The 26,140-nt window shown below is 70.5% G+C and carries 32 protein-coding genes; 20 read left to right on the forward strand and 12 right to left on the reverse strand.

The genetic code is table 11. The features are described 5' to 3' along the window. The first annotated feature begins 289 nt into the window (after positions 1 to 289). Positions 290 to 859, forward strand: coding sequence for a hypothetical protein (locus MTF65_RS18165; RefSeq protein ID WP_243629786.1), 570 nt, complete (start codon positions 290 to 292; stop codon positions 857 to 859). 40 nt (positions 860 to 899) lie between these two features. Here MTF65_RS18165 and MTF65_RS18170 read toward each other — a convergent pair whose 3' ends face one another. Next, positions 900 to 1,637 (reverse strand): Mut7-C ubiquitin/RNAse domain-containing protein, encoded by a 738-nt coding sequence (locus MTF65_RS18170; protein ID WP_243629787.1) that lies wholly within the window; start codon positions 1,635 to 1,637, stop codon positions 900 to 902. A 41-nt stretch (positions 1,638 to 1,678) separates the two neighbouring features. After that, positions 1,679 to 2,098 carry a helix-turn-helix domain-containing protein gene (locus tag MTF65_RS18175; RefSeq protein WP_243629788.1) on the reverse strand — a complete coding sequence of 140 codons (420 nt, stop codon included), beginning with the start codon at positions 2,096 to 2,098 and terminating at the stop codon, positions 1,679 to 1,681. A gap of 166 nt (positions 2,099 to 2,264) precedes the next feature. On the opposite strand from MTF65_RS18175, the gene MTF65_RS18180 reads away from it, so the two are divergent. Then, on the forward strand, positions 2,265 to 3,164 hold the full coding sequence (locus tag MTF65_RS18180) for an NADP-dependent oxidoreductase (protein ID WP_243630024.1): 900 nt from the start codon (positions 2,265 to 2,267) through the stop codon (positions 3,162 to 3,164). A 106-nt stretch (positions 3,165 to 3,270) separates the two neighbouring features. Here MTF65_RS18180 and MTF65_RS18185 read toward each other — a convergent pair whose 3' ends face one another. From MTF65_RS18185 to MTF65_RS18200, 4 genes are all read right to left on the reverse strand, one after another. Further along, positions 3,271 to 3,789, reverse strand: coding sequence for an RICIN domain-containing protein (locus MTF65_RS18185; protein WP_243629789.1), 519 nt, complete (start codon positions 3,787 to 3,789; stop codon positions 3,271 to 3,273). Positions 3,790 to 3,990: 201 nt separating this feature from the next. After that, a complete protein-coding gene (locus MTF65_RS18190) occupies positions 3,991 to 5,088 on the reverse strand; it encodes a MerR family transcriptional regulator (protein WP_243630026.1) in 1,098 nt (365 codons plus the stop codon). A 108-nt stretch (positions 5,089 to 5,196) separates the two neighbouring features. Continuing rightward, a complete protein-coding gene (locus MTF65_RS18195; RefSeq protein ID WP_243629790.1) occupies positions 5,197 to 5,895 on the reverse strand; it encodes a peptidylprolyl isomerase in 699 nt (232 codons plus the stop codon). 158 nt (positions 5,896 to 6,053) lie between these two features. After that, positions 6,054 to 6,677 (reverse strand): hypothetical protein, encoded by a 624-nt coding sequence (locus tag MTF65_RS18200; protein ID WP_243629791.1) that lies wholly within the window; start codon positions 6,675 to 6,677, stop codon positions 6,054 to 6,056. Between the two features lie 133 nt (positions 6,678 to 6,810). Between MTF65_RS18200 and hemL the strand changes: the two genes are divergently transcribed. From hemL to MTF65_RS18235, 7 genes are all read left to right on the forward strand, one after another. Beyond that, on the forward strand, positions 6,811 to 8,145 hold the full coding sequence (gene hemL, locus MTF65_RS18205; protein ID WP_243629792.1) for a glutamate-1-semialdehyde 2,1-aminomutase: 1,335 nt from the start codon (positions 6,811 to 6,813) through the stop codon (positions 8,143 to 8,145). Continuing rightward, positions 8,142 to 8,816 (forward strand): histidine phosphatase family protein, encoded by a 675-nt coding sequence (locus MTF65_RS18210; protein WP_243629793.1) that lies wholly within the window; start codon positions 8,142 to 8,144, stop codon positions 8,814 to 8,816. The genes hemL and MTF65_RS18210 overlap by 4 nt, the downstream gene beginning before the upstream one ends. A gap of 214 nt (positions 8,817 to 9,030) precedes the next feature. After that, complete coding sequence (locus MTF65_RS18215; protein ID WP_243629794.1) at positions 9,031 to 9,675, forward strand: TlpA disulfide reductase family protein; 645 nt, start codon at positions 9,031 to 9,033, stop codon at positions 9,673 to 9,675. A 4-nt stretch (positions 9,676 to 9,679) separates the two neighbouring features. After that, complete coding sequence (locus MTF65_RS18220) at positions 9,680 to 10,468, forward strand: cytochrome c biogenesis CcdA family protein (RefSeq protein WP_243629795.1); 789 nt, start codon at positions 9,680 to 9,682, stop codon at positions 10,466 to 10,468. A 13-nt stretch (positions 10,469 to 10,481) separates the two neighbouring features. Continuing rightward, positions 10,482 to 12,305, forward strand: coding sequence for a cytochrome c biogenesis protein ResB (locus MTF65_RS18225; protein WP_243629796.1), 1,824 nt, complete (start codon positions 10,482 to 10,484; stop codon positions 12,303 to 12,305). Next, positions 12,302 to 13,396 carry a c-type cytochrome biogenesis protein CcsB gene (gene ccsB, locus MTF65_RS18230; protein WP_243629797.1) on the forward strand — a complete coding sequence of 365 codons (1,095 nt, stop codon included), beginning with the start codon at positions 12,302 to 12,304 and terminating at the stop codon, positions 13,394 to 13,396. Before MTF65_RS18225 ends, ccsB begins: the two co-directional genes overlap by 4 nt. Positions 13,397 to 13,421: 25 nt before the next feature. After that, complete coding sequence (locus MTF65_RS18235; RefSeq protein ID WP_243629798.1) at positions 13,422 to 13,925, forward strand: SRPBCC domain-containing protein; 504 nt, start codon at positions 13,422 to 13,424, stop codon at positions 13,923 to 13,925. Between the two features lie 49 nt (positions 13,926 to 13,974). Here MTF65_RS18235 and MTF65_RS18240 read toward each other — a convergent pair whose 3' ends face one another. Then, complete coding sequence (locus tag MTF65_RS18240) at positions 13,975 to 14,391, reverse strand: MarR family winged helix-turn-helix transcriptional regulator (protein WP_243630027.1); 417 nt, start codon at positions 14,389 to 14,391, stop codon at positions 13,975 to 13,977. Between the two features lie 167 nt (positions 14,392 to 14,558). On the opposite strand from MTF65_RS18240, the gene MTF65_RS18245 reads away from it, so the two are divergent. Next, a complete protein-coding gene (locus MTF65_RS18245) occupies positions 14,559 to 14,924 on the forward strand; it encodes a cupin domain-containing protein (RefSeq protein ID WP_243629799.1) in 366 nt (121 codons plus the stop codon). A 154-nt stretch (positions 14,925 to 15,078) separates the two neighbouring features. Here MTF65_RS18245 and MTF65_RS18250 read toward each other — a convergent pair whose 3' ends face one another. Together MTF65_RS18250 and MTF65_RS18255 are read right to left on the reverse strand one after the other, a co-directional pair. Then, complete coding sequence (locus tag MTF65_RS18250; RefSeq protein ID WP_243629800.1) at positions 15,079 to 15,270, reverse strand: hypothetical protein; 192 nt, start codon at positions 15,268 to 15,270, stop codon at positions 15,079 to 15,081. A gap of 70 nt (positions 15,271 to 15,340) precedes the next feature. After that, positions 15,341 to 15,643: a PLD nuclease N-terminal domain-containing protein gene (locus MTF65_RS18255; protein WP_243629801.1), complete on the reverse strand. Its 303-nt coding sequence runs from the start codon at positions 15,641 to 15,643 to the stop codon at positions 15,341 to 15,343. Positions 15,644 to 15,733: 90 nt separating this feature from the next. On the opposite strand from MTF65_RS18255, the gene MTF65_RS18260 reads away from it, so the two are divergent. From MTF65_RS18260 to mqnP, 3 genes are read left to right on the forward strand one after another with little or no spacing between them, the layout of a single operon-like run. Beyond that, on the forward strand, positions 15,734 to 17,191 hold the full coding sequence (locus tag MTF65_RS18260) for a menaquinone biosynthesis decarboxylase (RefSeq protein WP_243629802.1): 1,458 nt from the start codon (positions 15,734 to 15,736) through the stop codon (positions 17,189 to 17,191). Further along, positions 17,188 to 17,676 carry a hypothetical protein gene (locus tag MTF65_RS18265; protein WP_243629803.1) on the forward strand — a complete coding sequence of 163 codons (489 nt, stop codon included), beginning with the start codon at positions 17,188 to 17,190 and terminating at the stop codon, positions 17,674 to 17,676. The genes MTF65_RS18260 and MTF65_RS18265 overlap by 4 nt, the downstream gene beginning before the upstream one ends. Next, positions 17,673 to 18,596, forward strand: a complete 924-nt coding sequence (gene mqnP, locus MTF65_RS18270; protein WP_243629804.1) for a menaquinone biosynthesis prenyltransferase MqnP — start codon at positions 17,673 to 17,675, stop codon at positions 18,594 to 18,596. Before MTF65_RS18265 ends, mqnP begins: the two co-directional genes overlap by 4 nt. A 39-nt stretch (positions 18,597 to 18,635) precedes the next feature. On the opposite strand, the gene MTF65_RS18275 is transcribed toward mqnP, so the two are convergent. After that, a complete protein-coding gene (locus MTF65_RS18275; RefSeq protein ID WP_243629805.1) occupies positions 18,636 to 19,241 on the reverse strand; it encodes a rhomboid family intramembrane serine protease in 606 nt (201 codons plus the stop codon). A gap of 122 nt (positions 19,242 to 19,363) precedes the next feature. Between MTF65_RS18275 and MTF65_RS18280 the strand changes: the two genes are divergently transcribed. Continuing rightward, on the forward strand, positions 19,364 to 20,047 hold the full coding sequence (locus MTF65_RS18280; RefSeq protein WP_243629806.1) for a UbiX family flavin prenyltransferase: 684 nt from the start codon (positions 19,364 to 19,366) through the stop codon (positions 20,045 to 20,047). Positions 20,048 to 20,058: 11 nt separating this feature from the next. Here MTF65_RS18280 and MTF65_RS30300 read toward each other — a convergent pair whose 3' ends face one another. Continuing rightward, positions 20,059 to 20,193: a hypothetical protein gene (locus MTF65_RS30300; RefSeq protein ID WP_279399304.1), complete on the reverse strand. Its 135-nt coding sequence runs from the start codon at positions 20,191 to 20,193 to the stop codon at positions 20,059 to 20,061. A gap of 122 nt (positions 20,194 to 20,315) precedes the next feature. On the opposite strand from MTF65_RS30300, the gene MTF65_RS18285 reads away from it, so the two are divergent. The 6 genes from MTF65_RS18285 to MTF65_RS18310 all read left to right on the forward strand — a co-directional run bounded on the left by MTF65_RS18285 (position 20,316) and on the right by MTF65_RS18310 (position 25,635). Further along, positions 20,316 to 20,771, forward strand: a complete 456-nt coding sequence (locus MTF65_RS18285) for an Lrp/AsnC family transcriptional regulator (RefSeq protein ID WP_243629807.1) — start codon at positions 20,316 to 20,318, stop codon at positions 20,769 to 20,771. A gap of 66 nt (positions 20,772 to 20,837) precedes the next feature. Beyond that, entirely contained in the window at positions 20,838 to 22,016 is a 1,179-nt protein-coding gene (mqnE, locus tag MTF65_RS18290; RefSeq protein WP_243629808.1) for an aminofutalosine synthase MqnE, read from the forward strand. Positions 22,017 to 22,122: 106 nt separating this feature from the next. After that, positions 22,123 to 22,647, forward strand: a complete 525-nt coding sequence (locus MTF65_RS18295) for a GNAT family N-acetyltransferase (protein ID WP_243629809.1) — start codon at positions 22,123 to 22,125, stop codon at positions 22,645 to 22,647. A gap of 83 nt (positions 22,648 to 22,730) precedes the next feature. After that, the gene (locus MTF65_RS18300) at positions 22,731 to 23,042 is read left to right on the forward strand and encodes a DUF4229 domain-containing protein (protein ID WP_243629810.1); all 312 of its coding nucleotides are present in this window, start codon (positions 22,731 to 22,733) and stop codon (positions 23,040 to 23,042) included. Positions 23,043 to 23,500: 458 nt separating this feature from the next. Continuing rightward, a complete protein-coding gene (locus tag MTF65_RS18305; protein WP_243629811.1) occupies positions 23,501 to 24,802 on the forward strand; it encodes a dicarboxylate/amino acid:cation symporter in 1,302 nt (433 codons plus the stop codon). Between the two features lie 152 nt (positions 24,803 to 24,954). Then, positions 24,955 to 25,635 carry a hypothetical protein gene (locus MTF65_RS18310; protein ID WP_243629812.1) on the forward strand — a complete coding sequence of 227 codons (681 nt, stop codon included), beginning with the start codon at positions 24,955 to 24,957 and terminating at the stop codon, positions 25,633 to 25,635. 186 nt (positions 25,636 to 25,821) lie between these two features. On the opposite strand, the gene MTF65_RS18315 is transcribed toward MTF65_RS18310, so the two are convergent. After that, positions 25,822 to 26,139 carry a hypothetical protein gene (locus tag MTF65_RS18315; RefSeq protein ID WP_243629813.1) on the reverse strand — a complete coding sequence of 106 codons (318 nt, stop codon included), beginning with the start codon at positions 26,137 to 26,139 and terminating at the stop codon, positions 25,822 to 25,824. Position 26,140 lies beyond the last annotated feature (1 nt).

Genomic DNA, 26,140 nt, shown 5'->3' on the forward strand with positions numbered 1-26,140 from the left:
CCAGGGGCTCCGCCCCAGACCCCGCGCCTCAAACGCCGGCGAGGCTGGATAGGTGGCCGGTCGGGAGGCAAGGCGGGACGGCATCGGCGGGACGGCCGGTCGGCCCTCGGCCGGTCGAGGCGGGCTCGACGAGGTGGCCGGTCGGGACGGCAGGGCGGGACGGCATCGGCCCTCGGCCGGTCGAGGCGGGCTCGGAGGGGCGGTCGGGCGGGCGGCGGATGGCGGAGGGCGCGCCCTCGTTCGTGTGATGGTCCTACTGGAGGGCGGTCGCGCGCACTAGCCTCCGCGCGTGGAGGTGGTGGCGGTGCGCCGTGGTGCCGTACGGAGTGTGGTGGTGGCGGGTTCGCTGGTGCTCGGTGTGACGGGCCTGACCGCTGTGGAGGGCGGTGCGCAGGCGCGGGCGGCCGATGGCACCGGCACCGGGGCACTGGTCGGGGTCGGGGCCCGGGCCGAAGGTGCCGGTGCGTGGGCCGGGCCCGAGGCCGATGTGTCGTATCACGGGCGGGTGCGGCTGACGCCGGGTCTGCTGCGCCTGTGGCTGGTCCCGGCGAACGTAGGGCCGTCCGCGCTGCCCAACGCCACGGTGCGGGTGCGGCTGTCGGCGGATCTCGCGGAACGGCAGGAGCTCTCGGAGGGCTGCGCGCGGATCGGCTCGCGCGAGCTGGTGTGCGAGACGGGACCGCTGCCGGAGCACGGGCGGGGCCGGCACATCGGGCTGGCGATGGAGCTGCGGGAACACCCCGGCGAGGTGACGGTGCGGATCGACACGTGGTGGAACGGCGGGGCGTCCGACCGGAACGGGGCCAACAACGAACTCGCGGTGCTGGCCCTGGACACGGGTGACTCGTACGCCTTCTGACGCCTTCTGAGCGCCCCGTCCCGCCCCGGCCGCCCCGGTCCTACGGGGTGCCGACGCCGCCGAATTCGGCGACGGCCTCGTCGACGATCCGCTCCAGGCGGGCGTGGTGGGCGCCGCGCCAGTAGACGCGCTCGCAGTCGGCGCACTGGGCGAACACGTCGTACGAGCGGTGCGTGCCGTGTTCGAGGCGTTCGCCGACGCTGGCCTTGTCGGCGCCCCGGAGCGGGCCGTTGCATGCCGTGCAGCGGCTCCACGGGGCGAGGGCCGGGGTGAACCGGCTCAGGACGTCTCGCAGTTGCTCGTCGGGGTTGTCGCTGTAGACGTACGCGCCGGCGAAGATCTCGCGGCGGCGCAGCAGGCCGCGGTCGCGGGAGAGCAGCACGCGCTGTTCGGCGGCGGAGCGGGTGGCGAGCGCCGGGTCGCCGATGTCCTCGTTCTCGTATGCGGCGTCGACGCCGAGCAGGCGCAGGCGGCGGGCGAGGGTGCCGAGATGGACGTCGAGGAGGAAGCGGAGCGGGGCGCCGGTGATCTGCTGCGGGCGGCTGACCCCGAGTACCTCGACGGACTCGCCGTCCCGGGGCACGTACGAGACGGGCACCTCCCTGCCGTCGACGAGGAGACGGCCGACCTCGGTGAGCGGGACCCCTGCCGACTCGACGACGTGGCCGATGCTGGAGGCGCCGTCGGTGCTGGTCGCCACGCGCTCGGCGCGCCGGCTGGGCGGGGCGAAGACGCGCAGTTCCGGGGCGAGGGTGAGTTGAATGCCGGGTCCGTTCACGGCCCCAGCATGCCATTGCCCGGCGGGCCGGTGTTGCCGATTTACGCGGCTGCGGTCGCGCTCTCGTCGTAGGCGTCGCGGTGCGCGCTGACCTCGTCGAAGTGGCGCTCGGCCCACAGCTTCACGGAGGAGAGGAGGTCGCCGAGGCTGGCGCCGAGCTCGGTGAGGCGGTAGTCGACGCGGACGGGGACGGAGGGGGTGACGGTGCGGGTGACGAGGCCGTCGCGTTCGAGGGAGCGGAGGGTCTGGGTGAGCATCTTCTGGCTGACGCCGGGGATCTTGCGGCCGAGGTCGCTGTAGCGCATGGAACCGGTCTCCGACTGGCCGAGGGCGCTGACGATCAGGCCGACCCACTTGTCGCTGATGCGGGCCAGGAGCTGGCTGGTGGGGCAGTCCTTGACGAAGGCGTCGTAGGCGGCGCGGGCCGCTTCGCGGCGGTCGGCGGCGGTGCGGGTGGCCATGGTTACCCACTTCCGGGTCGGGTACGCACTCCCGAGTGCGTACTTACGAAAGGAGAGTACCTCTCCCTAGGTTAGTGCTCACCCGGAACACGGGAACGCCGGGAACGCTACGAAACGGGGAGAAACGATGAGTGAGCAGACGCAGACGCCGGCTCAGGCGCAGACCATGCAGGCGGCCGTGGTGAGTGCCTTCGGCGGCCCGGAGCAGGTGGAGATCGTCGAGGTGCCGGTTCCGCGGCCGGCGGCCGGACAGGTCCGGATCCGGGTCCGCGCCGCCGGGCTCAACCCCGTGGACGGGGCGGTCCGCGCCGGAGTCTTCGGCGGTGCCGGGCAGCGGCTCGGCTTCGGCTGGGACGTGGCCGGCGAGATCGACGAGGTCGGCCCGGAGGCCACCGGCTGGAGCGCCGGACAGCGGGTGGTCGGGCTGCACTACGGGCAGATCAAGCCGCTGGGCACGCACGCGGAGTACGCGGTGCTCGACGCCTCGGCCGTGGCGGCGGCTCCGGCCACCGCGGACGACGTGGCCGCGGCGGCGTTCCCGCTCGGCGCGCTGACCGCCGCCCGCGCGGTGGACCTGCTGGGGCTCGCCCCGGGCGCCTCGGTCCTGGTCACCGGCGCGGCGGGCGTGGTCGGCGGCCTCGCCGTGCAGCTCGCGGCCCGGGCCGGGCTGGTGGTGAGCGCCCTGGCGGGTCCGGAGGACGAGGCCCTCGTACGGTCGCTGGGCGCCGCCGCCTTCGTCCCGCGCGGCGCGACCCCGGCCGGGCCGGTGGACGGGGTCCTGGACGCGGCCGTCATGGGCGAGAGCGCGCTGTCCCGCGTCCGCGACGGCGGCGTCTACGTGGGCCTCATCCCGGGCGCCGCCCCGGCCGCGCGGCGGGGGATCCGCGTGGTGGAGCAGGAGGTCGCGCCCGACGGCGCGCACCTGGCCCGCCTGGTGGCCCTGGTCGACGCGGGCGAGCTCACGCCGCGGGTGTCCGAGACGTTCGCCCTGGCCGACGCCGCCAAGGCCCACGCCCGCCTCGCCGAGGGCGGCTCCCGCGGCCGCCTGGTCCTGACGGTGGCCTGACGGAGGCCTGATGGTGGCCTGACGGTTCCCGACGGCGACAAACGGAAACGCCCCCGCCTCACGCAGGCGAGGGCGCTTCCTTGGTCCGTGGGACCCGGTCCGGAGGTTAGAAGTTCCAGAACTGCTGGTTCTTGCCGAAGTGGCAGTCCCACTGCCGGATCGGGGCACCGGCGTCGGTGCGCCAGTCGGCCACCTCCATGCACTTCTTGCTCGTCCAGTTGTGGTAGTAGCCGAGCACGCCGCTGTTTTGGGACGTCATGTACCAACGCTGGTTCTCGCCACCGTTGCAGCCCCACTGGACGACGGGGGCGCCGTTGTCGGTGCGGTAGCCCGGCACCTCGATGCACAGGCCGTTGGCCGCGTTGCGCAGGACGGGGGTTCCGTTGACATAGTCGAAGTAGAAGTTCTGGTTGGCGCCGCCGTTGCAGGGCCACTGGATGAGCTGGGTGCCCCAAGTGCCGGTTCCGCCGGGGACGTCCATACACATCCCGCTGTTCTGATTCTTCATGAAGAACTGCCCGCTCAGGGCGGCGGAGGCCGGGCTCGCCGGGGCCAGGAGGGTGAACCCAACGGCGGCGAGCAGCGCCAGGAGGAGTCGGTAGGGAGACTTCCGGGCTATGTGCATGGCTGTGCCTTTCTGTACTTCGACAACTGGCTGAGACGTCGGCACAGTACGTGACTTGATCATTTCGTCCACGCCTTCGACTCGGCGTGTCGCCACGGGAGATGAGCCCTGATCAGAGGCGTGTCTCCGGGTATTGCGCGATCTGGGAACCGGCCGGATTTCGAGCGACCGGCAGGTACCTCTCTGACGCTGCGACGCGGTTCAAGCTATGAGCAGGCGGAGGCCGAGATCTGCCGCGTCGAGGTCGGCGAGGTCGCTGTTGCGCTCGGCCCACCGGCCGGAGTCGAGGTCGTCGCCGAGGCCTCGTACCGCCCGCTGCTCGGCCTCCGGCCCGACCCTCGTCCACACCGACATCGCACGGCGCACGTGATCCTCCAGATACGCCCCCGGTCGGCGCCAGTACGCCTCGAACAGGCCGTCAGCGCAGTCCCACGGGATGGGCACCGGCTCAGCGCGGGCGCCGATCGCGTCGGCCATCCCGGCAAGCGAGGGAAATTCTGCGAGGACGGCCGCGAACTCGGGCAGGTAGTCACGGGTAAGCCAGAACCGGTCCTGCCATCCGGGCTCGTCGGTGTCGAACGTGAGCACCACCACGCGGCGGGCCACGCGCCGCATCTCGCGCAGCCCCGCTATCGGGTCCCCCCAGTGGTGAACGGTGGAGACGGCCATCGCGACGTCGAAGGAGTGGTCCTCGAACGGCAGGCTCTCCGCGGCGGCGGCCACGCACGGCGCCGAGCCGGCAGGCCGCTGCCCCCGCATGACCGCCGATGGCTCCACCGCGGTCACGTCGCGATCAGCAGGCTCGTAGGAGCCGGTGCCGGCCCCGACGTTCAGCACCGTCTGCGCGTCCCCGAGCGCGTCCCAGATCTGCGCGGCGATCCGCGGCTCGGTACGCCGTGTCGCGGTGTAGGCGCCGCCGATCGCGTCGTACAGCCGTGCACCGAGCATCTCCAGTTGCTCCTCCGGTGTCACCTTCAGCCCCTTCGCCCGTGCCTCAAGTTCCCTGTCGATGGCCGCCACCATGGCGTCAGCGCGATCACGCCGCTCCAGCAGCAGACCGCGCAGTCGGCGCAGGTGCGCGACCGCGTCGGTGGACGGGTCGCCGACCAGTTCCGCAACCTCCCGCAGCCCGAAGCCCAACCGCCGATAGGCCAGCACCTCCCGCAGCCGCTCCACGTCGCCCGCCGAATAGGCCCGGTACCCGGCCAGGGTCCGCGCCGACGGCCGAACGAGCCTGATCTCGTCATAGTGATGCAGCGTGCGGACGCTCACGCCGGCCAGCTCGGCCACGCGTCCCACGGTCCAGTGATCCTCCACGGCACCGACTATGCGGCCTGACGCCACGTGAGGGTCAAGAGCCTCACTCACGGCACCGCTCATGGCGTCCAGGCGGGGGTGCCTGCTCGGCTACTTCTCCGCGATCGTCACGTCCTGGATGGTGACCTTCTTCTTGGGGGCGCCGTCGCCTTCACCGTTGGCGTTGTCCGATCCGGCGTCCGCGACCTCTTCCAGCAGATCCATGCCGCTGGTGATCTTCCCGAAGACGGTGTAGTTCGGTGGCAGCTCGGAGTCGCCGTAGACCATGAAGAACTGGCTCCCGTTGGTGCCCGGACCCGCGTTGGCCATGGCCAGGGTGCCCTTGGCGTACTCGGCGGTCTCCTTGCCGGAAGCGGCTTTCGGCAGGTTCTCTTCCGCGTACTTGTAGGCCGGTCCGCCCGAGCCCGTGGCAGAGGGGTCACCGCACTGCAGGACCTTCAGCGCGCCGGTGGTCAGGCGGTGGCAGTTCGTCTTGTCGAAGAAGTTCTTCGCGGCCAGGTAGGTGAAGGAGCCGACGGTGCAGGGGGCCTTCTCCCCGTCCAAGTCGAGCTCGATGTCGCCCAGGTTGGACTTGACCGTGGCCTTCACCGTGCTCGTGTGCGGGGGCTTGACGGGTGGCTTTCCCACGTCCCTGGCCCCCTGCTCCTTGTTGTCCAGGTACAGGCACTCGCCCGGCCTGGGCGCGGTCCCCGCGACGAGTCCGGGCGAGGAGTGCGGCCCGGAGGCCACGGCGACGAGTCCGGCAGCGATGACGGCGCCGGCCGCCGCACGCAGGGTGGTGGCGAGCATGGAGGTCCGTTCATAGGCGCTTGCAGAGGACTCGATCTTGATATCGGCCCCTGCACCCTCGCGGCGCGAAACACTCTGGGGGTCACTCCAAAGAGCGATCCCGCCCTGTCCGACCCGCCGCGCGCGGTGTCGCCATCTTGAGATGACGAAAGACCAGGTCAGGGCCAGACCAGGCAGTACGGCTGGTGGCCCGCCTCGTGGAGGCGGTGGGAGAAGTCCTGCCATTCGTGGAGGAGCTGGTAGACGTTGAACGCGTCGCGGGGGCCGCCTCGGTCGGGGACCGTGGACCAGATGAAGGCGGCCGCGCCGACCGACTCCTCGCCGATGCCGCGCAGCGGGTCGACGACCGTCATCGGGAGCTTGACCACCGCGTAGTCGGGGTGGAGGACGACCAGTTCCAGCGGGGGCACCTGGTGCAGGGGTATTCCCTCGATGCCGGTCAGGACCATGGCGGCCACCGTCTCCGGCTTGATCTTGGTGAACATGCCGCCCATGCCGAGCTCGTCGCCGCCCAGCTCCTCGGGCCGCATCGTCACGGGCACCCGGGCCGCCGTCGCGCCGTCCGGCGCGCCGAAGTACTTGTACGTCACGCCCATGCCGCGGCCCCGGGGGGTGCCGTCGTGGCCGTCGGAGGAGCGGCCGTCGGTGGACCGGAACGGCCCCGGTGCCGCGTCCGCGGCGTCCGTGGCGCGCCGGCGGTGCTTGCCGCGGCGGCGCGCGTCGCGGGCGCGCTGCGGGTCGAGGCCGTCCGTACCCTCGCCCGGTCCACCACCGCGTTGCATATCTCCACCCGACTGGTATTGCCTGCCCCGGCCCCGCGGCCCCCGCCACGCAGCCTGATCATCATGGCAGTGACCTCCCCCGGGGCGGCGCGGTGAAACGCCCGTCCGCAAGTCAGTCGCGGCCTCTGAGACCATGGCTGGTGTGAGCTACCCGTATCCGTATGAAGCCCCAGTCTCGCAGAACCTGTTTACGCGCGCGTCCCTCGTGACGCCCGGCGGCGTGAACTCTCCCGTGCGCGCGTTTCGCGCCGTGGGTGGAACGCCCAGGTTCATGGTGTCTGGTACCGGTCCCTATCTGACCGATGCCGACGGCCGCGAGTACGTCGACCTGGTCTGCTCGTGGGGTCCGATGATCCTCGGACACTCCCACCCCGCCGTCACGGAGGCGGTCATGGCCGCCGTCGCGCGCGGCACCTCCTTCGGTACGCCCGGCGAGGGCGAGGTCGCGCTCGCCGAGGAGATCGTCGCGCGCATCGAGCCCGTCGAGCAGGTCCGCCTGGTGTCCTCGGGCACCGAGGCGACCATGTCCGCGATCCGGCTGGCCCGCGGCTTCACGGGCCGCGCCAAGGTGGTGAAGTTCGCCGGCTGCTACCACGGCCACGTGGACGCGCTGCTGGCCGCCGCCGGGTCCGGGCTCGCGACGTTCGCGCTGCCCGACACCCCGGGCGTGACCGGCGCGCAGGCCGGCGACACGATCGTGCTCCCCTACAACGACCTCGAAGCAGTCCGGGCGGCCTTCGCCGCGCACCCCGGCGAGATCGCGTGCGTGATCACCGAGGCCGCGCCCGGCAACATGGGCGTCGTGACCCCGGCCCCCGGCTTCAACCAGGGGCTCGCGGACGTGTGCCGGGAGAACGGCGCCCTGTACATCTCCGACGAGGTCATGACGGGCTTCCGTACGAGCCGTGCCGGCTGGTACGGCGTGGACGGCGTCAAGCCCGACCTGATGACCTTCGGCAAGGTCATGGGCGGCGGCTTCCCGGCCGCGGCGTTCGGCGGCCGCGCCGACGTCATGGGCCACCTGGCCCCGGCCGGCCCGGTCTACCAGGCGGGCACGCTCTCCGGTAACCCGGTCGCCACGGCCGCCGGCCTGGCGCAGCTGCGCCTGCTCGACGAGGCCGCGTACGACAAGGTCGACGCGGTGTCGGAGCAGATCCAGGGCCTGGTCACCGAGGCGCTGACCAAGGAGGGCGTGGCGCACCGGCTGCAGACCGCGTCCAACATGTTCTCGGTCTTCTTCACCGAGGACGAGGTGCGGAACTACGACGACGCCAAGAAGCAGGAGTCCTTCCGCTTCAACGGTTTCTTCCACTCGATGCTGGCGCAGGGCGTGTACCTGCCGCCGTCGGCGTTCGAATCGTGGTTCGTGTCCACGGCCCACGACGAGCAGGCCGTCGAGCGCATCGCGGCCGCGCTGCCCGCCGCCGCCCGCGCCGCCGCCGAGGCGACCCAGGAGAGCGCGGCATGAGCGACATCACTGTGGTGCACGTGATGCGGCACGGCGAGGTGGACAACCCGCACGGGGTCCTCTACGGGCGCCGCGCCGGCTACCACCTCTCCGAGCTCGGCCGACAGATGGCCGACCGGGTCGCCGAGCACCTGGCCGACCGGGACGTCACGTACGTGGTGTCCTCGCCGCTGGAGCGGGCGCAGGAGACGGCCGCGCCGATCGCGAAGACGCACGGCCTGGAACTGGCCACCGACGGCCGCCTCATCGAGGCGGGCAACGTCTTCGAGGGCAAGACCTTCGGCGTCGGCGACGGCGCGCTGCGCAGGCCGGGCAACTGGAAGCACCTGACGAACCCGTTCAGGCCGTCCTGGGGCGAGCCGTACGTCGAGCAGGTCGTGCGGATGATGAGCGCCATCGAGGCCGCGCGCGACGCGGCCCGCGGCCACGAGGCCGTGGCGGTCAGCCACCAGCTGCCGATCTGGATCGTGCGCAGCTTCGCGGAGCGGCGGCGGCTGTGGCACGACCCGCGCCGCCGGCAGTGCACGCTGGCCTCGCTGACCTCGTTCACGTACGACGGGGAGAGGCTGGTGTCGGTGGGCTACAGCGAGCCGGCCCGGGACCTGGTCCCGGCCCATCTCCTGGCCGGAGCGAAGCCGGTGAAGGGCAAGTCGAAGGCGTTCGGCGCCTGAGCGGCGCGTCGGATGCGCGTCCGGTGCGTCCGGTGCCTGACCGGTGCGCCCGGTGCGCGTCCGGCCGGGGCCCGGTGAACGACGCGACGGCCCGTCCGGCGCGCGCGGTCCGTCCGGTGCGCGCGGCCCGTCCGGCGGGTTGGCCTGACCAGGGCCTTAGCACCCCGTCGGGGGGCGCGGAAGATCCGCAAATCGCCCATGCGAAACTTTTCACATGAGCCTTAGCCGCGCCCGTGTCCGTCTGAGTAGCCGCCGCTCGGCCGGCGGCCGCGCCGTCCTGCTGACCGCGGTGACCCTCGTCGGCGCCTTCACCCTTTCGGCGTGCGGCGATTCGGGCAGCGGCAGAAGAACCGCCGGTTCCGCCGGCGGCAACTACGTGACGGGCCCCAGCGGCATCTCCACCGTCGCCAAGGGCGACCGCACTGACGCGCCCAAGCTCGACGGCGAGACCCTCGACGGCAAGACCCTCGACACCACCGCCCTCAAGGGCAAGGTCGTCGTCCTCAACGTCTGGGGCTCCTGGTGCCCGCCGTGCCGGGCGGAGGCCCCGTACTTCGCGAAGGTCTCCAAGGAGTTCGCCGACGCCGGCAAGGACGTCGCGTTCGTGGGCCTCAACACCCGCGACAACAGCAAGCAGAACGCGACCGGCTTCGAGGAGACCTTCGGGATCACCTACCCGAGCCTCTACGACCCGGACGGCAAGCTGATGCTCCGCTTCCCCAAGGGCACGCTCAACGCGCAGTCGATCCCGTCCACGATCGTCCTCGACAAGGAGGGCAAGATCGCCGCCCGCACCCTCGTCGCGGTCAACGAGGAGCAGCTGCGCTCGATGATCGACCCGCTGCTCGCGGAGAAGTGACCTCGTGGTCGCAGAGCTTTCCGACTTGCACCAGCTCGCCGCCGAGGCGACCGGCGTGAACACCACCGTCCTCAACGGCGCGCTGCTGCTGGCCCTGCCCATCGCGCTGCTCGCCGGACTGGTGTCCTTCTTCTCGCCCTGCGTGCTGCCGCTCGTCCCCGGATACCTCTCCTACGTCACCGGCGTGAGCGGGGCCGATCTCGCCGAAGCCCGGCGCGGCCGGATGGTGGCCGGGGCGAGCCTGTTCATCGCGGGCTTCACGGCCGTCTTCGTCTCGACGGGCGCGCTCTTCGGCTACTTCGGCGACGCCCTCCAGGACAACAAGCAGATCATCTCCCGGGTCCTCGGCGGCCTGGTGATCGTCCTCGGCCTCTTCTTCATGGGCGCGATCCCGGGCCTGACGATGCGGGAGTTCCGCTTCCACAAGAAGCCGACGGCCGGCCTGATCGGCGCGCCCGTGCTCGGGGTGCTCTTCGGCGTCGGCTGGACCCCCTGCATGGGCCCGACCCTCGCCGCCGTCAACACGCTCTCGATCGACCAGGCGAGCGCCGGCCGGGGCGCGCTGCTGACGGTCGTCTACTGCCTGGGCCTGGGCCTGCCCTTCATCCTCGCGGCGGTCGCCTTCCGCAAGGCGCTCGGCGCGTTCGGCTGGGTCAAGAAGCACTACGCGTGGGTGATGCGCATCGGCGGCGGCATGCTGATCCTGACCGGTCTGCTGCTCGTCACAGGATGGTGGGACATCATCGTCGGCGACATGCAGAGCTGGACCCAAGACTTCACGGTGGGGATCTGAGGACCTAACGCACATGAGTACGACTGACAACGCGCCCACCGAGGCGCCGCGATCCGAGGACTCCGCCGAGGCCGCAGCCCAGGCCGACGCCCACGCCCAGGCCGACGCGAACGCCCAGGCCGACGCCCGGGCCGAGGCGGCGGCCGGGGCCCAGCTCTCCACCGCCCCGCTGGACGACAGCCCCGCCGACCCCGTCGGCATCGGCGTCTTCGGCTGGGTCCGCTGGTTCTGGCGCCAGCTCACCTCCATGCGGGTGGCGCTGATCCTGCTCTTCCTGCTGTCCCTCGGGTCCATCCCCGGCTCGCTCATCCCGCAGACCCAGGTCGACGAGCTCAAGGTCGCCGCCTGGAAGCAGGAGCACGCCTCCTGGGTCGGGATCGCCGAGAAGCTCCAGCTCTTCGACGTCTACAGCTCGGTGTGGTTCTCCGCGATCTACATCCTGCTGTTCGTGTCGCTGATCGGCTGCATCCTGCCGCGCTCCTGGCAGTTCGTCGGCCAGCTAAGGGACCGCCCGCCGGCCGCCCCGAAGCGGCTCGACCGGCTGCCCGCGTACACGACGTGGCGTACGGAGAAGTCCCCGGACGAGGTGCTCACCCACGCCAGGACCCTGCTCGGCGGCAGGCGCTTCCGCACCGAGGCCGCCGGGAGTTCCGTCGCCTCGGAGAAGGGCTACCTCCGCGAGGCCGGGAACCTGGCCTTCCACATCGCCCTGATCGTGATGCTGGTGGCGTTCGCCTGGGGACAGCTGTTCAAGTCCGAGGGCGGCAAGCTCGTCCTGCGCGGCAAGGGCTTCTCGAACACACTGACCCAGTACGACGACTTCAAGCCCGGCGGCCTCTTCAACTCCGACGACCTGCCGCCGTTCTCCTTCACGCTGGACAAGTTCGACGCCACGTTCGAGAAGTCCGGCCCGCAGAAGGGCACCCCGCGCGACTTCAAGGCGTACGTCACCCTCAGCGAGGGCGTTGACGGCACGCCGCAGAAGCGCGAGATCGAGGTGAACACGCCGCTGGAGGTCGAGGGCTCGAAGGTCTACCTCCTCGGGCACGGCTACGCGCCGGTCATCTCGGTGACCGACCCCAACGGCAAGGTGATCTTCAAGGACGCCGTGCCGATGCTGCCCCAGGACGCCAACCTGACCTCCTCCGGCGCCGTCAAGGTCACCGACGGCTACAAGGACAAGAACGGCAAGAAGGAACAGCTCGGCTTCAACGCCTGGTTCGTGCCGACGTACGCGGGCGAGGGCAAGGGAACGATGTTCTCGCAGTTCCCGGAGCTGGACTTCCCCGTCCTCGCGCTCAACGCGTACCACGGCAGCCTCGGCGTGGACTCGGGCCTGCCGCAGAACGTCTACCAGCTCGACACGTCGAAGATGGAGAAGTTCACCGACGAGAACGGCGAGCTGTTCAAGCGGAAGCTGCTGCCCGGCGAGACGATGAGCCTGCCGGACGGCGCGGGCACGGTGAAGTTCGAGGGCATCGAGCGCTGGGCCACCTTCTCCGTGACCCACCAGCCCGGCAGCGGCCTCGCGCTCGCGGGCGCGATCGCCGCCATCGGCGGCCTGGCCGCCTCCCTGTTCATCCAGCGCCGCCGGATCTGGGTGCGGGCGGTGACCGGCCCGGACGGCGTGACCGTCGTCGAGATGGCGGGTCTCGGCCGCAGCGAGTCCGCCCGGCTCCCGGAGGAGCTGACGGTGCTCGCCGAGGCGCTCCACCGGCAGGCGCCCTCGGCGGCGTCCGCCCCACCTGTCGAAGCTCCACCCGTCGAAGCTCCACCCGTCGAAGCCCCACCTGTTGAAGAACCCGCTGAAGTTGAAGTTGAAGGGGAGCGCGGATGACGCCGCTCGCAGCAGCGACCAACGAGAACCTGGCTCAGATCAGTAATTACCTGGTCTATTCGTCGATGGCGGTCTACACCCTCGCCTTCCTCGCGCACATCGCCGAGTGGATCTTCGGCAGCCGCAGCAAGGTGGGCCGTACGGCCGCCGCGCTGACCGCCACGCAGGCCGCGGGCGCGGGCGCCCCTGCCGTGCGGGTACGGGCCACGCGGGCCGGGGGCGGCACCGCCGTACTCGACCGGCCGAAGGTCGTCACCCGCTCCGCGGCCGGCACCCGCGACGTCCCGGACGGCCCCGGCGCGGCCGGCGGCACCGAGCAGGGGGACCTGTACGGCCGGATCGCGATCTCGCTGACCGCGCTCGCCTTCCTCATCGAGGCGGCCGGCGTCGTCGCCCGTGCGGCGTCCGTGCAGCGGGCTCCCTGGGGCAACATGTACGAGTTCTCGCTCACCTTCTCCACGGTGGCCGTCGGCGCGTACCTGGCGCTGCTCGCCCTGAAGAAGAACGTCCGCTGGCTCGGCCTGATCCTGGTCACCACCGTCCTGCTGGACCTCGGCATCGCCGTGACCTGGCTCTACACCGACAGCGACCAGCTCGTCCCGGCCCTGCACTCGTACTGGCTGTGGATCCACGTCTCCACCGCGATCTTCTGCGGCGCCGTCTTCTACATCGGCGCGGCCGGCGCGGTCCTGTACCTCTTCCGCGACTCCTACGAGGCCAAGCTCGCCGGCGGCGGCAAGCCGGGCCGGTTCGCGACCTCGGTCCTGGAGCGGTTCCCCTCGGCGGCCTCGCTCGACAAGTTCTCGTACCGCGTCAACGCGGCCGTCTTCCCGCTGTGGACCTTCACGATCATCGCGGGCGCGATCTGGGCGGGCGACGCCTGGGGCCGCTACTGGGGCTGGGACCCCAAGGAGGTCTGGTCCTTCGTGACCTGGGTGGCGTACGCCTGCTACCTGCACGCCCGCGCCACCGCCGGCTGGAAGGGCCGCAAGGCCGCTTACCTCGCGCTCTTCGCCTTCGCCTGCTGGATCTGGAACTACTACGGCGTGAACATCCTGCTCAACGGCAAGCACTCGTACGCGGGCATCTGACCGGCGGGAGTGGGACGCTGGTGTCATGCCTCCTGTGAGCCATGGCACCAGCGAGAGCCGGGGCGAGGACCGTTGGCGCCTGAGATTCGAGCCCCACCTGCCGTACGCCTACGAGGTCATCTGGCCCGCCCTGACCACGCGGGACGGGCTGCGCGGCTGGCTGGCCGAGGCGGAGGTCCTGGAACGCCACCTCGGCGGGGCCGTCACGCTGCGCTGGCCGAACACCGGGACGGTGGTGTCGGGACATGTCACGGCCTGGGACGTCGAGCGGATCGTGGAGTACACGGTCACCGAACACGGGCGGATCCGCTTCCACCTGGAACCCGTCGGCACCGACTCGACGGTGATCCGCTTCCTGAACGAACGGCGCGGGACGGAGTCGGAGCGGCTGGACAGCCTGGCCGGCTGGCACCACCACTTCGAGCTGCTGGAGTCCGCGCTGGCGGGGCACCCGGCGGACTGGTCGGCCTGGAGCGATGCCCACTGGGCCGAGCTGCGGGCCTCCTACGCGCCGCACGCGGCGGCCTGAGGCGACCGCCTCGCCGCCCGCCAGTCCTCGTTCCTCGTCCGAGCTCCGCTCACCACACCGGGCGCAGCGCGGGCAGCGGCCCGTCCCCGTTCAGCGCGCGTACGAACCGGGCCAGCTCCCCGCGCAGGACGCGGAGGTCGGCGGCCCGCCCGAGTTCCGCCTCCAGCTCGTGCAGGATCCGGCCCGCGACGGCGAGGTGGTCGTAGGCCGCCCGGGTCAGGACGACGAGCTTGCGCCGGCCGCCCTCCGGGTGCGGTTCGCGGCGGACGTAGCCGCGCCGCTCCAGTTCGTCGACCACCTGCCCGGCGGCCTGTTTGGTCACCCCGAGCCGCTCGGCGAGCTCCGTGGCGGTGGCCCCGGGGCCCTTGAGGACCTGGAAGGCCATGCCGTGCAGGGGGCGCAGATCCTCGTACCCGGCCGCGGCGACCCTCCGGGTGAACTCGCCGAGCATCAGCTGGAAGCCCATGCCGAGCAGGAAGCTCAGCTCGACGCCCTCTTCTTCGTTCCCGTTCCCGTTCCCGTTCACGGAAACATGGTGACACGGGTGAGTCAATCTGCTTTACTCATCGCAAGTAAAGCTGCTTGACTCACTCGACCGCGAAGACACCGAGAAGACGAGGCCACTCCTTGCGCGTGATCACCGTTTCCCCCGAGCACGTCACCGCCACCCCGAACGCCACCATGACCGGACTCGCCGCCCCCAGCCGTGGCAGCTCCGAGCTCAGCACCTGGCACGTCGCCATGCCCGCCGGAATCACCGGCCCCGAGCACTCCGTCAGCCGCGAGCAGGTCTGGACCCTCACCGCCGGCTCCCTGGAGGTCACCTGCGACGGCCGCACCGAGAAGGTCGCCGCCGGCCAGACCCTCGTCCTCCCGGCGGACGTGCTGCGCCACATCCACTCCGTCGAAACCTTCGAGGCCTACGTCGCGATGCGCGCGGACGGCGTGGTCTCGGTCCCCGACACCGAGGGCACCCGCGCCCTGCCCTGGGCCCAGTAACGCGCTGATCGGCGCCTGCAGGGGAACGGCGCCCATCCGATCGTCGCGAAGGGCGACGCGTGCGGCTGGTCAGCTGGCGCGGCCAGGTCCGGAACATCACCTACGGCCCCGGGTTCTCCCGCACCGCCTTCACCGAGGCGAACCCGCACACCGCTTACTCGGTGCCGTTCGGCTGGGGACCGGGCCTGCTGATCGGCGGACCGGCCCTGGTGTGGATGGCCTGCTGGTACGGGTGGCTGTCCGGTCGCTCCCGCCGGGCCGCCCCCTGGCAGGTGACGGTGCCCTCCGTGGCACTGATCGTCCTGGCCGCCGGGACGGGGAGCGCGAGGTGCTCATCGCCGTCCACCGCAAGAACATGCCCTGGCTGGTCGGCGCGCTGCCGCAGGCGGAGCCCGCTGACGCCGGCTAGTCCGCGGCTAATCCTTGCCGGTGTCCTTGCCGTTGTCCTTGTCCCGCTCCTCGCGCAGCGAGCGCAGGAACTCCGGGTTGTCGTCCGGCGCCACCCACTGGGTCCTCGCGGCACGTCCGCCGCCCGCGGCGGTCCGCTTCTTGCCCGCGGCCAGCCACACCACCGGGCCGACGATCGAGAAGAGCAGGATGATGATCACCCAGATCACCTTGGGGAGGTGTTTGACCTCCTCCTCCGGCGTGTTCAGGCAGTCGATGAAGGTGTAGATGGTCAGCGCGATGATCAGCAGGAACGGCAGATAGCGCAGCACGGTGTGGGACCGACTCCCAGGCAGTGACGGCGGGCCCCACGGGGGCCCCGGTGACGCTTCCAGGGTAGTTGGTGGCGGATACTGACCCCTATGGCTTACGACGATCTCCGCTCGCTGCTCCGGGCTTTGGAGCGGGAGGGCGACCTCAAGCGCATCAAGGCCGAAGTCGACCCGTACCTGGAAGTCGGGGAGATCGTCGACAGAGTGAACAAGGCGGGCGGGCCCGCCCTGCTCTTCGAGAACGTCAAGGGCTCGGCGATGCCGCTGGCCATGAACGTGTTCGGGACCGACCGCCGGCTGCTGAAGGCCCTCGGGCTGAAGTCGTACGCCGAGATCAGCGAGAAGATCGGCGGCCTGCTGAAGCCGGAGCTGCCGCAGGGCTTCATCGGGGTCCGCGAGGCCTTCGGCAAGCTCGGCTCGATGGTGCACGTGCCGCCGAGGAAGGTGAAGGGCGACGACGCCCCCGTCCAGGAGGTCGTCCTCACGGGCGACGACGTGGACCTGGACCAGCTGCCGGCGCTCTTCACCTGGCCGAAGGACGGCGGCTCCTTCTTCAACCTGGGCCTGACCCACACCAAGCACCCGGAGACGGGCGTGCGCAACCTCGGCCTCTACCGCCTCCAGCGCCACGACAAGCGCACCATCGGCATGCACTGGCAGATCCACAAGGACAGCCGCAACCACTACGCCGTCGCCCAGAAGCGCGGCGAGCGGCTGCCCGTCGCGATCGCCTTCGGCTGTCCGCCGGCCGTGACGTACGCGTCCACCGCGCCGCTGCCGGGTGACATCGACGAGTACCTCTTCGCCGGCTTCGTCGCGGGCAAGCGGATCGAGATGGTCGACTGCAAGACCGTCCCGCTCCAGGTCCCGGCCAACGCCGAAGTCGTCATCGAGGGTTGGCTGGAGCCGGGCGAGATGCTGCCGGAGGGTCCCTTCGGCGACCACACCGGCTTCTACACCCCGCAGGAGCCGTTCCCCGCGCTGAAGATCGACTGCGTGACGATGCGGAAGCGTCCGCTGCTCCAGTCGATCGTCGTCGGCCGTCCGCCGACGGAGGACGGCCCGCTGGGCCGCGCGACGGAACGCTTCTTCCTGCCGCTGCTGAAGATCATCGTCCCGGACATCGTGGACTACCACCTCCCCGAGTCGGGCGGCTTCCACAACTGCGCGATCGTCTCGATCGACAAGAAGTACCCGAAGCACGCTCAGAAGGTCATGCACGCCATCTGGGGCGCCCACATGATGTCGCTGACCAAGCTGATCATCGTGGTGGACTCCGACTGCGACGTCCACGACCTGCACGAGGTGTCCTGGCGGGCCCTCGGCAATACGGACTACTCCCGCGACCTCACGGTGGTCGAGGGCCCGGTGGACCATCTGGACCACGCCTCGTACCAGCAGTTCTGGGGCGGCAAGGCCGGCATCGACGCCACGAAGAAGCTGCCCGAGGAGGGCTACACGCGCGACGGCGGCTGGCCTGACATGGTCGAGTCCGACCCCGCGACGGCGGCCCTCGTGGACCGCCGCTGGAAGGAGTACGGACTGTGAGCCCCATCGCCGTGAGCGGACCCGCCCTGTTCATCGGATCCGACACCCCCTGCGTCGCCCTCGTACGCCCCGCGATCGACCCGGCCCAGCCGGCGGTCCGCGCGGCCGCCAAGCGAGCCGGCGTCACCCCCGAGGAGTTCGCCGGCCCGTCGGACGTGTGGCAGCTGATCGCCGACCGCACCGACGGCGAGGGGCGCGAGATCGCCCTCAACGAGCTCTCCGACGACGACGCGGCCGCCTTCGCGGACCGCCTGCTGGCCGCCATCGCCGACCCGGACGCCGAGTTCTCGGAAGTGCTGACGGTCGCCGCGCACGACGTGCTCCGCCTCGACGGCCGCCCGGCGGGCGAAGGCAGGTTCTCCTTCCTGGCCAGCGTCGTCCCGCCGCCCTCCGAGGGAACGCCCCTGCTGGAGGTGGAGATCGGCCCGACGTCCGCCACGGACCTGCGCGTCGAACTCGAACAGTTCCGGAGGTCCCTCGGATGACATCGGCTGCCGAGGGCGTCCTCGGGCCCGGCCCCGCGCCGCAGGCGAGCGGCAAGGTCAAGGCGTTCCTGCGGCTCGTGATGATCGAGCACTCGGTCTTCGCCCTGCCCTTCGCCTACATCGCCGCGCTCACCGCGATGTTCACGCTCGACCGGGTCATGCACTGGGGCGAGCTGCTGCTCGTCACCCTCTGCATGGTCGGCCTGCGGACCTTCGCGATGGCGGCGAACCGGATCATCGACCGCGAGATCGACTCCCGGAACCCGCGCACCGCCGGGCGCGAACTGGTCACGGGCGCGGTGTCGGTGCGGTCCGCGTGGACCGGGGCCGGGATAGCGCTGGTGCTGTTCCTCGGGTCGGCGGCGCTGCTGAACCCGCTGTGCCTGATGCTGGCGCCGCTCGCCGTGGTGCCGATGGTGGTCTACCCGTACGGCAAGCGCTTCACGAACTTCCCGCACGCCATCCTGGGTCTGGCCCAGGCGATCGGCCCGATCGGGGCGTGGCTGGCGGTCACGGGCGAGTGGTCGTGGGACGCGGTGATCCTCGGGGTCGCGGTGGGCGTGTGGATCGGCGGCTTCGACCTGATCTTCGGCTGCCAGGACGTGGCGGCGGACCGCGCGGAGGGCGTCAAGTCCGTCCCGGCCCGCTTCGGCATCCCGGCGGCGCTGTGGGGCGCCCGCGCCGCGCACGTCGTGACCACGGGCCTGCTGGTCTGGTACGCCCTCGCCACCGGCGCGGGCGCGCTGTTCTGGTTCGGCCTGCTGATCGTCGCGGCGGCGTTCCTCTACGAGCACACCATCGTGAAGCCGCACGACCTGTCCCGCCTGAACCGTGCCTTCTTCACGGTCAACGGGTTCATCGGCATCGCGCTCTTCGCGTGCGCCGTCCTCGACCTGGCGAACCGGGGCATGGTCCTGTAGCAGCCTGGCCTCTAAGCGGTCTGGGCTGAGCGGTCTGCGCTAAGCGGTCTCGGCCCGGCCGCGGAAGAGGAACGCCGCGGCCACGCCCGCCAGGAGGCCGAAGAGGTGGGCCTGCCAGCTGACCACCGGGTCGGTCGGCAGGATGCCGCCGAGGACCGTCGTCCCCCAGACGGCGGCCATGACGATGCCGACGGCCACCCCCAGCGGTCTGCGCTCCAAGAAGCCGCGGACCAGCAGGTAGCCGAACAGGCCGAAGATCAGGCCCGAGGCGCCCGCCGTGATGGACTGCGCGGGGGATATCAGCCACACCGCGAACCCGTCGGCCACGATGATCGCCCCGCAGACCGCCAGGAAGCGGCGTATGCCGCTCAGGGCGGCGACGAAGCCGAGCACCAGCAGCGGCAGGCTGTTCCCGGCCAGGTGGTCGAAGCCGAAGTGCAGGAACGGGGCGGCGAGGATGCCGCTGAGGCCCTCCGGGTCGCGCGCGACGATCCCGAACCCGTCCAGGGCATGGCCGGCGGCGAGGTCCAGGACCTCGATCACCCACAGCAGACCCACCCAGCCCAGCATGAGCTTCCCGGCCGCCTTGGCCCGGTCGGCCTGGGTCCAGCTGCCGCTCCGGGTGTCCGGACTCGCGTATCCCATGCCGATCCCCTCCCACTTCCACTGGCCGCTTCGACTGACCACTTCCACCGACCGTCCCACCCTATGAACGTCGGGTCACCTTACTCAGTGCCCATGACCGGTGGCCGGATAGTCTCGTAGGCATGACTGACGGCAAGCGCACCCCATGGGTGGTCGGGGTTTCCGGGGCGTCCGGGACGCCGTACGCGGCGGCGGTGATCCGCGGGCTGCTGACGGCGGGCGAGAGTGTGGACCTGGTGGTCAGCCGGGCCTCGCGGCTCACCCTGCTGGACGAGACCGGGATCGCCTTCCGGGACGCGCACTGGCGCGACGACCTGTCCCAGTGGCTGGGGCACGGGGCGGACGGGAAGCCGGAGACGTTTCCGCGCCCCGACCTCGACGACGTCCGCTACTGGGCCGCTGGGGATCTGGCCGCCGGACCGAGTTCGGGCTCGTACCCCGTGAAGGGGATGCTGATCGTCCCGGCGTCGACGGCCTGTGTGGCGGGAGTGGCGCTGGGCCTGTCGAAGGACCTGCTCCAGCGCGTGGCGAGCGTGACGCTCAAGGAGCGGCGCCGGCTGGTGGTCGTGGTGCGGGAGACCCCGCTGAACGGGCAGACGCTCAAGCATCTGGTGGCGCTGGACGAGGCGGGCGCAGTGGTGCTGCCCGCCTCTCCGGCGTTCTACGCGGGCGCGACGCACATCCAGGATCTGGTGGATTTCGTCGCGGGGCGGGTGCTCGACACGGCAGGGGTGCCGCACGGGCTGTACCGCCGGTGGGAGGGGGAGCTGGGGAGCTCCCGCCCCCGGGAGGAGAGCCGTGGTTAGCAGCGCTGGTGCTAGCGCTTCTTCGCGGCGTGCGGCTTGCGGGTCTTGTCGACGCGGTGGGCGGCGGCGGGCTGGTCGGTGCGGGATCGGTTGGCCAGCTCCTGGAGCTGTCGCATGTGCGCGTAGGCCATCTCGATCGTGTACACGGTGAACCACTCCTGAAGATCGTCATTGATCTGATGAAAAGATTCGCAGGGTGTTGACCCTGCACGCCTTTGATTCTATACCTAATCTTGCAGGATCGCCGAATAATGGAAGGCTCCACGTAATGGACACGGTGGACAGGCAGCTCATCCAGGCACTCCGGGAAAACGGACGTGCCTCGTACGCGGAGCTGGGCCGTCTCGTGGGCCTCTCCGGCCCCAGCGTCACCGACCGCATCAACCGCCTGGAGACGGCCGGGGTGATCACCGGCTACCGCGCGACCGTCGACTCGGCCTCGCTCGGCCTCGGCGTCACGGCCCTGATCGGGATCTCCCTCTCCGACGCCGCCGACCACGAGGACGTGGCCCGCCGGCTGCGCGACCTCGCCGAGATCGAGGACTGCTGGTTCATCGCGGGCGACGACTCCTTCATGCTGAAGGTCCGCGCCAGCGACGTGGACGGCCTGGAGAAGATCATCCGTAGGCTCTCCGGCACCAAGGGCGTCTCGCGCACCCGCACCACCATCGTGCTGTCCACGAAGTGGGAGAACCGGGTCGGAGATCTCCCCGAGGAGGGCTGAGAGTACGGTTGCGGGGTTGGGCACGGGCAGTAGGACAGAGCAGGACACAGAGGAGGCGGCCGGCCGATGACTGCATCTATCAAAGATGTAGGGCTCAAGCGCGAGCTGGAGGAGAAGGTCCGCTCCGGCGAGCGGCTGACGCGTGAGGACGGCATCGCCCTCTACGAGTCGGACGACCTGGCATGGCTGGGCGGCCTCGCCCACGAGGTGCGCACGCGCAAGAACGGCGACGTCGTCCACTTCAACGTCAACCGCCACCTCAACATGACGAACGTGTGCACCGCGTCCTGTGCGTACTGCTCGTTCCAGCGCAAGCCGGGCGAGAAGGACGCGTACACGATGCGCATCGAGGAAGCCGTCCGCCTGGCCAAGGCCATGGAGAACGAGAACCTCACCGAGCTGCACATCGTCAACGGCCTGCACCCGAGCCTGCCGTGGCGCTACTACCCGCGCTCGCTCTCGGCCCTGAAGGAGGCGCTGCCGAACGTCTCGCTGAAGGCGTTCACGGCGACCGAGATCCACCACTTCGAGACGATCTCCGGGATGTCGGCCTCCGACATCCTGGACGAGCTGATCGAGGCGGGCCTGGAGTCGCTGACCGGCGGCGGCGCCGAGATCTTCGACTGGGAGGTCCGGCAGCACATCGTCGACCACCGCACCCACTGGGAAGACTGGTCGCGCATCCACCGGCTCGCGCACGAGAAGGGTCTCAAGACCCCGAGCACGATGCTGTACGGGCACATCGAGGAGCCGCGCCACCGCGTGGACCACGTGCTCCGGCTGCGCGAGCTCCAGGACGAGACCGGCGGGTTCCAGGTCTTCATCCCGCTGCGGTACCAGCACGACTTCGTGGATATGAAGGACGGCAAGGTCCGCAACAAGCTCCAGGCGCGCACCACGATGGCCACCGGCGCCGAGGCGCTGAAGACCTTCGCGGTCTCGCGGCTGCTGTTCGACAACGTCCAGCACGTCAAGGTCTTCTGGGTGATGCACGGCGTGCAGACCGCCCAGCTCGCGCTCCAGCACGGCGCGGACGACATGGACGGCTCGGTCGTCGAGTACAAGATCACGCACGACGCCGACAACTACGGCACCCCGAACAAGCTGGGCCGGGACGACCTCCTGGAGCTCATCCGGGAGGCGGGCTTCCGCCCGGTCGAGCGCAACACGCGCTACGAGGTCATCCGCGAGTACCCGGGCCCGGACGCGGAGCTGCGCGAGTCGCCGCAGGCGATGCGCGTCTGAGGTCCGACGAGCTCTGAACGGCTGAACTGAGGAAGCCCCGGTCCCCGCGGACCGGGGCTTCCTCAGTTCCGTTGCCCCCCGCTCCGGTAATAGATACTCTCCGGATATGGCCCTTACTTTCACCTTCGATCCGGTGGTCGATCCCGCCCTGCGCGACGGCCTCGTCGACCTCTGGACCGACGCCTCCAACGCCGGCGGGGCGATCGGCTTCGTACCGCCCGTCACCCGCGAGGACATCCGGCCCGAGCTGGTCAGGCACCTCGTCGCCATGGCCGAGGGCCGCAACCGCCTGGTCGTCGGCCGCGACGCGAACGGCAGGGTCGGGGCCGCCGCGTTCCTCGCGTTCAACACCCACCGGCTGCAACTGCACTGGATCTGGGTCTACACGGTCATGGTGCACCCCGACCTCCAGGGCCAGGGCGCCGGCCGCGCCCTGATGGAGGCCGTCGCCGACGCCGCCCGCACGCTCGACGGCATCGACGCGATCCGCCTGAGCTGCCGCGGCGGCCACGGCCTGGAGCACTTCTACGCGGCCTGCGGCTACAAGGAGGTCGGCCGGGTCCCCGACGCCATCCGCGTGGCCCCCGGCGAGGACCGCGACGACATCACGATGCTGCTGCCGCTGCTCTGACCTCACCCCAGCGGGCGGGGGCGGGGTACCGGCGTGCTTCACTGGACGGGCACGTCCGGACGTACGAGAAAGAAGGGGTCACCGTGTCCCTCAAGGCGAGCGCAACGATCCGCTACACCGCGATGCGGCTGGGCATCTTCGTCGGGTGCTTCATCGCCGTACTCGGCCTGGTCAAGCTCGGCTGGGTGCCCGCCGGGATCGGCGACGCCAACCTCGCCTGGGTCGCGCTCCTCGCGCTGCTGCTGTCCGCGCCGCTCTCCTTCGTCCTGCTGCGCAAGCAGCGTGACGACATGTCGGAGCAGATCGCCGGACGTGTCGAGGGCGCGAAGGAGAAGCTCGCCGCGAACCGCTCCCAGGAGGACGCGGTCGACGACGCCGCCCGCGCGACCTCGTAAGGGCCCCGTTAGCTTCATCACACACCGCACCGCCCCAGCACGCCCCGGCACCGCCTCAGCACCGCCCCAGCATCGGCCATGCCGCCGGTAGCGCTGGGGCGTTCGCGTTTTCCGGGGCCGCGCAAGAGGGCCTCGTGCGCCTGTTGGCTCAAAGGGCACCTTTGAGGTTCTCAAAGGGTGGGTGTTAGCGTGTTCAACATGTTGACCCCAGTTGCGCACCCGATGACCGCGAGCCTTCCGCTCGTGGCGCGCCTGCACGTCGACCTCTGCCGCCGCGTGTCCGCGGCCTGTTGCTGTTGTCGCTGAGCATGTCAGCGCGTCCCTGACACGCCCTGACCCGCTGAACCGCTGAATCGATACAGCAGCGGTCCCGGCCGGCCGCTTTCCGGCTGCCGCACCGCTTCACCACGCAGAAAATCCCCCGCCTTCTCGTTGTGCGTCCCCTCCGGAGAGTGTCCGTGTCCGCGTCCCCCCAGGCCCCCGCCAAGGCCTCGTTCAAGTTCCCCTTCTGGGCCCAGATCATCACCGGTCTCGTGCTCGGCGTGCTGCTCGGCTGGCTCGCCAAGAGCCAGGACATCAGCTGGCTCAAGACCACCCTCGGGCAGGTCGGCGACATCTTCGTCCAGCTGCTGAAGCTGGCCGTCGCCCCGCTCGTCTTCTTCGCGATCCTGGTGTCCATCACCAACCTCCGGAAGGTGAACAACGCCGCGCGGCTCGCCTCCCGCACGCTGCTCTGGTTCATGATCACCTCGCTGATCGCGGTGGGCATCGGCCTCGGCCTCGGCCTGCTGACCAACCCGGGCGCCGGCACCGGCCTCACCCCGCAGGACGGCAAGCTGCCCAAGAAGCAGGGCTCGTGGATCGACTTCCTGACCGGCATCGTGCCGAAGGACATCGTCACGCCGTTCACCGAGCTGAACGTCCTCCAGATCGTCTTCCTGGCCGCCGTCGCCGGTATCGCCGCCCTCCAGCTGGGCAACAAGGCGCAGCCGGTCCTGAACGTCGCCGAGTCCATCCTGGAACTCCTGCAGAAGGCCCTGTGGTGGGTCATCCGCCTCGCCCCGATCGGCACCGTCGGCCTCATCGGCACCGCGATCGCCACGTACGGCTGGGACCTGATCGGCAAGTACGCCACCTTCACCGCCGACATCTACATCGGCTGCGCGCTCGTCATGTTCGGTGTCTACCCGCTGCTCCTCGCCACCGTCGCGAAGGTCAACCCGATCCAGTTCTTCAAGGGCGCCTGGCCGGCCCTTCAGCTGGCCTTCGTCTCCCGCTCCTCGGTCGGCACCATGCCGGTCACCCAGAAGGTCACCGAGCGCCTCGGCGTCCCGAAGGAATACGCGTCGTTCGCCGTTCCGTTCGGTGCGACCACGAAAATGGACGGCTGCGCCGCGATCTACCCGGCGCTGGCGGCGATCTTCATCGCCCAGATCTTCGACGTCCAGCTGGGTATCAAGGAGTACCTCCTCATCGCCTTCGTCTCGGTGGTCGGCTCGGCCGCGACGGCCGGTCTGACGGGCGCCACGGTCATGCTGACCCTGACCCTCTCCGCCCTGGGCCTCCCGCTGGAGGGCGTGGGCCTGCTGATGGCGATCGACCCGATCCTGGACATGATGCGCACCGCCACCAACGTGGCCGGCCAGGCCGTGGTCCCGGTGATCGTCTCGGCCCGCGAGGGAATCCTGGACAAGCGCGCCTACGAGGCCGCCTCCTCCTCCCCGCTCGACGACCGCCCCGCGGTCGCCGTCGCCGCCTGACCGCTGCCGCCGCATCGCTGCCGCTCGGCCTGTACGTACGCACTCACCGCAGCCCCGCCCCCGTCCGGGCGGGGCTGCGGTGTGTCCCGGTGCAGACGGGCCCCCTGATACGGCTGATACGGCGTGTCAGAGGTAGCGCCTACGCTCCGCTCATGCGAAACGCCAAGATTCTCATCGGCCTGGTCGCGGCCGGTCTGCTCACCGCCGGCTGTGGCTCCACCGGCAGCTCCTCCGACTCCAGCGGCGGAGGAGCCGCGCAGAAAGCGATGCCGGTCGCCATCGACGGCCCCCAGGAGGGCGTGCGCAAGCGCGGCGAAGACAACCTCAAGGTCACCCCGGCCCCTGAGCTGAGCGCGCCCTTCATCCAGAAGGTGGAGCACCGCCTGCGCGAGTCCGTCCTCCTCACCGCCAAGGTGGCCGGTGAGACCAGCGCCAAGTGCCCCAATAGCGTGACCCAGAAGGCCGGCGCGGTCAGTCAGTGCGTCGTGACGTACGAGGGGGCCGAGATCCCCTACGAGGTCAAGATCGGCGACAGCTACAAGGAGGGCAGCAGCATCATCTCCTACAACAGCACGGCCAAGACCGGCCTGCTGGTGGGGAAGGTCGTGTACGACGCGCTGAACGAGCGCTACGGCTCCGAGTCGGGGACCACCCACGCCAGCAAGCTCGCCTGCGAGGAGATCCCCGCCGCGAAGGCGGTCGATTTCAACTCCGACACCGGCTACAAGTGCCAGTACTGGAGCAAGCACGCCAACAACGGCAAGGGCGGCTACGACACCCTGCGGGTCACGACAGGCCCCACCGGCGGCATCGGCTTCGAGATGGTCAAGTAACGCACCGCCCTCCCGGCCCGCTCGGGCTCCGACGCCCGTTCGACCGCTGGGCCAGTAGTGGGCTGATGCACAAGCATGACCTGCGAGGAGAGGCCGTCCGTGCCTCGGGTGAGCCCTTGGCCGCCTGTTCGAGGGTGGTACCAATACACCTTGGAACCGTGGTCCCACGGAAGTGCTTATAGACACTCAGCCGAGGGTGGCACCGCGTACGTACGCGACGACCCCGAGTAGCAGGGGTGGGGCGAGCCACCAGACGCCCATGGCGCGGCGTACGGAGGGGATGAGCGTGATCAGGCCCCCGAGCACGCTCAGGCAGATCGACATGAAGCAGGCCGCCGCGATCCGGGTGTACCCCCGGTCGTCCCACGGCCCTTGAGGGCCGACGGCCACGGCGGCGAAGACGATCAGGGCGTTCAGGAGATGGATGAGGCCGAGGGGTACGCCCAGTACCCACCGGAGACACCCCCGGTCCTCGGGCAGGTCTATGGTTTCGCGCTGGAACATG

Source organism: Streptomyces sp. APSN-46.1, assembly GCF_022815725.1.
In the GTDB taxonomy this organism is placed as follows: domain Bacteria; phylum Actinomycetota; class Actinomycetes; order Streptomycetales; family Streptomycetaceae; genus Streptomyces.

Bases quoted from the DNA above. Each gene is read 5' to 3' on its own strand.
- MTF65_RS18175 (WP_243629788.1), bottom strand. From the start codon at position 2,098: ATGGCCACCCGCACCGCCGCCGACCGCCGCGAAGCGGCCCGCGCCGCC.
- MTF65_RS18180 (WP_243630024.1), top strand. From the start codon at position 2,265: ATGCAGGCGGCCGTGGTGAGTGCCTTCGGCGGCCCGGAGCAGGTGGAG.
- MTF65_RS18185 (WP_243629789.1), bottom strand. From the start codon at position 3,789: ATGCACATAGCCCGGAAGTCTCCCTACCGACTCCTCCTGGCGCTGCTC.
- MTF65_RS18195 (WP_243629790.1), bottom strand. From the start codon at position 5,895: ATGCTCGCCACCACCCTGCGTGCGGCGGCCGGCGCCGTCATCGCTGCC.
- MTF65_RS18200 (WP_243629791.1), bottom strand. From the start codon at position 6,677: ATGCAACGCGGTGGTGGACCGGGCGAGGGTACGGACGGCCTCGACCCG.
- hemL (WP_243629792.1), top strand. From the start codon at position 6,811: ATGGCTGGTGTGAGCTACCCGTATCCGTATGAAGCCCCAGTCTCGCAG.
- MTF65_RS18210 (WP_243629793.1), top strand. From the start codon at position 8,142: ATGAGCGACATCACTGTGGTGCACGTGATGCGGCACGGCGAGGTGGAC.
- MTF65_RS18215 (WP_243629794.1), top strand. From the start codon at position 9,031: ATGAGCCTTAGCCGCGCCCGTGTCCGTCTGAGTAGCCGCCGCTCGGCC.
- MTF65_RS18225 (WP_243629796.1), top strand. From the start codon at position 10,482: ATGAGTACGACTGACAACGCGCCCACCGAGGCGCCGCGATCCGAGGAC.
- ccsB (WP_243629797.1), top strand. From the start codon at position 12,302: ATGACGCCGCTCGCAGCAGCGACCAACGAGAACCTGGCTCAGATCAGT.
- MTF65_RS18235 (WP_243629798.1), top strand. From the start codon at position 13,422: ATGCCTCCTGTGAGCCATGGCACCAGCGAGAGCCGGGGCGAGGACCGT.
- MTF65_RS18240 (WP_243630027.1), bottom strand. From the start codon at position 14,391: ATGGGCTTCCAGCTGATGCTCGGCGAGTTCACCCGGAGGGTCGCCGCG.
- MTF65_RS18260 (WP_243629802.1), top strand. From the start codon at position 15,734: ATGGCTTACGACGATCTCCGCTCGCTGCTCCGGGCTTTGGAGCGGGAG.
- mqnP (WP_243629804.1), top strand. From the start codon at position 17,673: ATGACATCGGCTGCCGAGGGCGTCCTCGGGCCCGGCCCCGCGCCGCAG.
- MTF65_RS18275 (WP_243629805.1), bottom strand. From the start codon at position 19,241: ATGGGATACGCGAGTCCGGACACCCGGAGCGGCAGCTGGACCCAGGCC.
- MTF65_RS18280 (WP_243629806.1), top strand. From the start codon at position 19,364: ATGACTGACGGCAAGCGCACCCCATGGGTGGTCGGGGTTTCCGGGGCG.
- MTF65_RS18285 (WP_243629807.1), top strand. From the start codon at position 20,316: ATGGACACGGTGGACAGGCAGCTCATCCAGGCACTCCGGGAAAACGGA.
- mqnE (WP_243629808.1), top strand. From the start codon at position 20,838: ATGACTGCATCTATCAAAGATGTAGGGCTCAAGCGCGAGCTGGAGGAG.
- MTF65_RS18295 (WP_243629809.1), top strand. From the start codon at position 22,123: ATGGCCCTTACTTTCACCTTCGATCCGGTGGTCGATCCCGCCCTGCGC.
- MTF65_RS18310 (WP_243629812.1), top strand. From the start codon at position 24,955: ATGCGAAACGCCAAGATTCTCATCGGCCTGGTCGCGGCCGGTCTGCTC.
- MTF65_RS18315 (WP_243629813.1), bottom strand. From the start codon at position 26,139: ATGTTCCAGCGCGAAACCATAGACCTGCCCGAGGACCGGGGGTGTCTC.